We start from the raw sequence: 4,377 nt of genomic DNA, 5'->3' as shown, positions 1-4,377 counted from the left end.
CAAAAATTGTGGCGAGGGGATTTATCCCCTCGCCACAGATGACCGCACTCACCTCTGGGGGAGCGTCGCTCGTTACAAGATTGATTATTGACCTCTTTGTGTAAAAGGACTCCCCCCATGGCCCTACTGCCAGAACTTGAAGCTTTCCTCGAACTCGCCATGTTCGGTCGCCTCACCGGCAAAAGCCGCCCAATGCACGAACAAACCCCGCAACAGGCACGGATCGACTTCGAAGCCTCTTCCAGCTTCCTCGATGTACCACTGGACCACATTGCCTGCGACCACTTCACCATCCCCGCCCGCGACGGCCACAGCCTCGCGGCGCGCCTGTATCGCGACGGCCAACCCTTCGACGGCCTGCAACCGGTGATGCTGTACTTCCACGGCGGCGGCTACGTGGTTGGCAGCCTCGATTCCCACGACGCCCTATGTCGTCGCCTCGCAGCCCAGGGTGGTTTTGCCCTGTTGACCGTGGATTATCGCCTGGCCCCCGAATGGAAATTCCCAACCCCGGTACAAGACGCCTGCGACGCCGGCAACTGGCTGGTACGCGAAGGCGCCCCCCGTGGCCTGGACGCCACCCGCGTGGCACTGGCCGGTGACAGCGTCGGCGCGACACTGGCCACGGTGTTGTCGATCATCGCCGTTCGCGAGCCTGCGGAACTGGCGCTGAAACCCAAGGCGCAGCTGCTGGTGTACCCGGTCACAGATGCCACCACCCACTGCGCCTCGCACCGGGATTTTGCCGAAGGTTACCTCCTGGAAACCCCGACCCTGGACTGGTTCTACGCCCACTACGCACGCACGCCTGCGGACCTGGCCGACTGGCGCTGCTCGCCGTTGCTGGCTGACGACCTGTCGGGTTTGGCGCCGGCGCTGGTGTACCTGGCCGGTTATGACCCGTTGCATGATGAAGGGTTGGCGTATGCCGAACGTTTGCGGGCGGCGGGGAATGAGGTGACGTTGCTGGAACAACCGGGCATGACCCATGACTTTTTGCGGATGGCGGGGTTGTTGAGGGAGGTGGAAGGGATTCATGCGGAAGTGGCGGGGTGGGTGCGGTCGCGGTTGTGATCTGAGATGAAAAAGGCCGCCATCTCCATAAAAGGGATGGCGGCCTTATTGTGTCCGGCGCAAGGACTTTTGGTGGGGCGTCTATCGCCTTCGCGAGCAGGCTCGCTCCCACAAATGAACTGTTTGCAATCTGGGTTTTGGATTTGCCGAACATCTCCTCTGGTAAGAACCCCTCAGGTCAGCTCGAACAAGTTGCCCGATGCGCGCAACATGGCGGTGACGCTATCAATGCGCTGCGCGTAGTCTTCTGAAGCAATCTGCCATTTCAGGCCGGTCACCAACTCGCCAATGTGGGCGGTAGGTTGCAAAAGTTGCTCGGCACCGGGCAGGAACGGCAGGGCCAGGCCGCTGGCCTTGTCGATGACCTGGTAACCGATGGTTGCCCCGCCAATACCCGCCGCCAACCCGCCAACCCCACCCAGTGCACCGCCGCGCTTGATGCCATACACCGTGGCCCCGGCCAGCATCGCCACGCCCAATACCCGCCCAGCCACCACCACCGGCGACAGCTCGCGGCTATTGTCATTGCCGAAGTAGGTCATGCGGTAGAAGAAGTAACCGGCCCACAGCTCCCGGGATTTCAGCTTGTCATGCATGAACCATGCGCGTGAGTCGTGCACCTGGTCATCGAACAGCGCCACCAACAGGGCCATGACTGGATCCTTGCTCGGCGTACCCCAGTCGTCACTAAACAGTTGCTTGGCACGTCGCTCGCCCGCTTCGTGAATAGCCGCGTGATCCCGTGCCTCGTCGTTCTCATTGAGCAGGTAGATCGTGTCGCGCAACAGCACATCGGTGATCTCGGCGCTCCAGTGGGTCTGCTCGCGTTTGAGGCCTTGGTAGTCGCGCTTGAATTCGGCGGCGGCCTGGCTGAGCTGGGTCTTGTCGATCTGTGGCTCATAGATCGGCGGGCCGGGATGATTCGTTGCCGCTTGTGGTGATTTCAGGCGATTTCCCAGGGCGATATCTTGCTGTTTCTTATAGTTCTCACGCCCTTTCTCGGCTTCCTCGGCCGTTGCCTCTGTTGCCTGAGTGAAGAAAGGCTGGAGTTTGTAGCTGTCGTTGTTTTGCAGTGAGTCGTTGGCATAATGGCCAATGCGCCAGCCGGTGATCCATCCCAGTTGATCGACCAGGGTTTCTTCCACGGTGGTGCTCAGCTGTTGTGGCACGTATTTCGAGGGTGAAGTATTGGAGGTTTCATTAGTCGCTAGCCCGGTAGGGTTTGGCGCCAAGCGTTGAAGCGTTCGACTAGTGCTTCGCTAAGTCCGAATTCCCTGTCAGTTGCAGGACTCAGGGCGCGCCACACTTTCTCTAGTTTCAGCCTTTCCGACAGCACTGTTTCCGGCACCTGCAGCGGCGCGCCAGCCGCAAAGGCTTCGGCATACAGGTCATGCAGGAGGATCTGCGACACTAGCTCACTGGTGCCACCACGGGCCTTGCCCTGATCATTTTTCGGGTAGCCACCCCCGACATCGGAGTGCACACCGGGGTACACCACTTCATAGGTATTGGCCGGGTATTGGCCATCCTCGTTGCGGATCGAATCGAGCGGAAAACACGCACGCTGTTCGAAAGACGCAACGAAATGTCGGCAGCATTTGACGAGCTCCGGAAAGGTTTTTGCCTCCGGCAACAACTGGCTGTCATCGGCCCAGTCCATGTGCCCGGCAAAAAATGGTGCCACGTTAGCGATGCCCACTGAGGCCACGGTGTCCAGTATGCCAAGGAATTCGACGCTCACCGGCAGGCCGATCAGGCTCTGTGACGGTAGTTCCGCCCCCTCCGGGGTTTCGAACAACTGGCTGAGCCAGGTGACGAAGGTCCGGGCTTCTGCTGCGCCGCGGGAGAACCCGTATATGTACAGCTTGACGCCCAATACTTTGGGTGTGGCCCGCTCCACGCGGTCTAGCAAGGTACCGAGCACTTCTTTCATCACCTGCCTGCGCTTGCTGGGGCCGGCGCCAAACATCAGTGGAGCTTTCCACGTGCTCATAGAGGCGACGGCTTTCGCCCGTCGATCCTGAGAAAGTGGAGTTCCATTAAGCGCCGTATGCAAAGCGTCAAAGACGGAAACCAGAGCCCAGTTGATGCGGTCTTCACCGCCGGTGGCATATTTCAGCCCGTCTTCGCTGTAGTCCAATTCGCCAACTTCAGGGAAGGGCGTGCCCACACCGGGCATATAGTAGGAAAAGTAACCATTCTTTTTGGCCTCAGTGCCTTGAAGCGAGGCATGGAACAGCTTGGCGATGTTGCTCGGGTGATTATTCTTGGTGTCGTTGTTGTCATTGTTATTTGTGCCATCGAAAAACAGGCTGATGTGCAGACTGTGGCAACAACAGAAAAGTTGTGAGCGCCGCCCTTGAGCATCAGGTGTCCGCTGGAAGCGATCCTCCTCATAAGTGTGTTTTTGATAATTTTTTGTGACGATCCGAACATCCGCCGGAAGACGCCCCTCTAAAGGGAATACCGGTGGTGCCCAGGCTTTAGACTTTGAGTTGTTTTTTATTTCGGACATACAGCTGGCTCCTTCATCTGCATAGGTTCATTGATTGGATAGTTAGGTTGGCTATACACCGCGCAAGCGGTAGTGACCTTGACACGATTGCACGTTAAAAAATGCACTTTAAGGTCGCACGATTCTGTGCCTGGCCACTCTGGAATATCTACGCTGGCACTGTGGTGTTGAAAATTAGCTTCGTGCTGAGCCCATGATTCTTCATCGAAGCCATACCCTGTTTGTCTTCGTTTTAATTTTGCAAAAGGTTCAGGGTCAACTTCCCATTCAATATGCGCCTTCAAGCCAGGACGCCACTTGGTCGGCATAATAATGCAGCACGAACTTCCCCCTCCGCCATGAGCACGATAGCCGTTCACCGATAACCAGTTGATAGCATGGACTGTATGATTGACGGCCTCTATATTGCCGCCTGCCATCTTGTTATCCGCAGGGGTGCACCCAAGCAGCATAAATGTCGCCCCGCCCAGCAACCATAGTCCCCTTTCTTTCCTTTTCATTGTTTGCATTACTAGCAACTCCTTTGCTTAAAATCAGAAACCCAAGATTTTGGCGATTTTGGTGGAAAGACCGGAGTTGGATTGTTCATGTTCAGACTTCCCTGGCCTGGATGAGCGTTCAGGGCGGTGCCCTTTTCACCCGCTGTTAAGACTTGAAAACCTCTCAAAAAGTAAACAGGCGGGGATATAGGAAACATCTACGGCGCGTGTAGGATTGGTCTCTGTGTCGTAGCGCTTTTGATGTAGGATTTTTTACGGTCTTTTCGAAGGGGTGGAGAACAGCGACTT

General features: G+C 57.0%; 2 protein-coding genes and 1 pseudogene. 1 reads left to right on the top strand and 2 read right to left on the bottom strand.

Annotation, left to right across the window (positions count from 1 at the left end; translation table 11 throughout):
- Positions 1-117: 117 nt before the first annotated feature.
- Positions 118-1,074 (top strand): alpha/beta hydrolase, encoded by a 957-nt coding sequence (locus AC3WWR_RS17015; RefSeq protein WP_492598903.1) that lies wholly within the window; start codon positions 118-120, stop codon positions 1,072-1,074.
- Between the two features lie 173 nt (positions 1,075-1,247).
- Here AC3WWR_RS17015 and AC3WWR_RS17010 read toward each other — a convergent pair.
- Both AC3WWR_RS17010 and tli1a read right to left on the bottom strand, forming a co-directional pair.
- A pseudogene (locus AC3WWR_RS17010) lies at positions 1,248-3,589 on the bottom strand (T6SS phospholipase effector Tle1-like catalytic domain-containing protein).
- Positions 3,577-4,098: a Tli1a family immunity protein gene (gene tli1a / locus AC3WWR_RS17005; RefSeq protein ID WP_081648137.1), complete on the bottom strand. Its 522-nt coding sequence runs from the start codon at positions 4,096-4,098 to the stop codon at positions 3,577-3,579. The pseudogene AC3WWR_RS17010 and the gene tli1a overlap by 13 nt, the downstream one beginning before the upstream one ends.
- Positions 4,099-4,377 lie beyond the last annotated feature (279 nt).

This window comes from Pseudomonas sp. EB271-G4-1, from assembly GCF_058791355.1.
Note: the sequence above shows the minus strand (reverse complement) of the source record. Positions and strands in the feature narration are given on the sequence as shown.

Bases quoted from the DNA above. Each gene is read 5' to 3' on its own strand.
- AC3WWR_RS17015 (WP_492598903.1), top strand. From the start codon at position 118: ATGGCCCTACTGCCAGAACTTGAAGCTTTCCTCGAACTCGCCATGTTC.
- tli1a (WP_081648137.1), bottom strand. From the start codon at position 4,098: ATGCAAACAATGAAAAGGAAAGAAAGGGGACTATGGTTGCTGGGCGGG.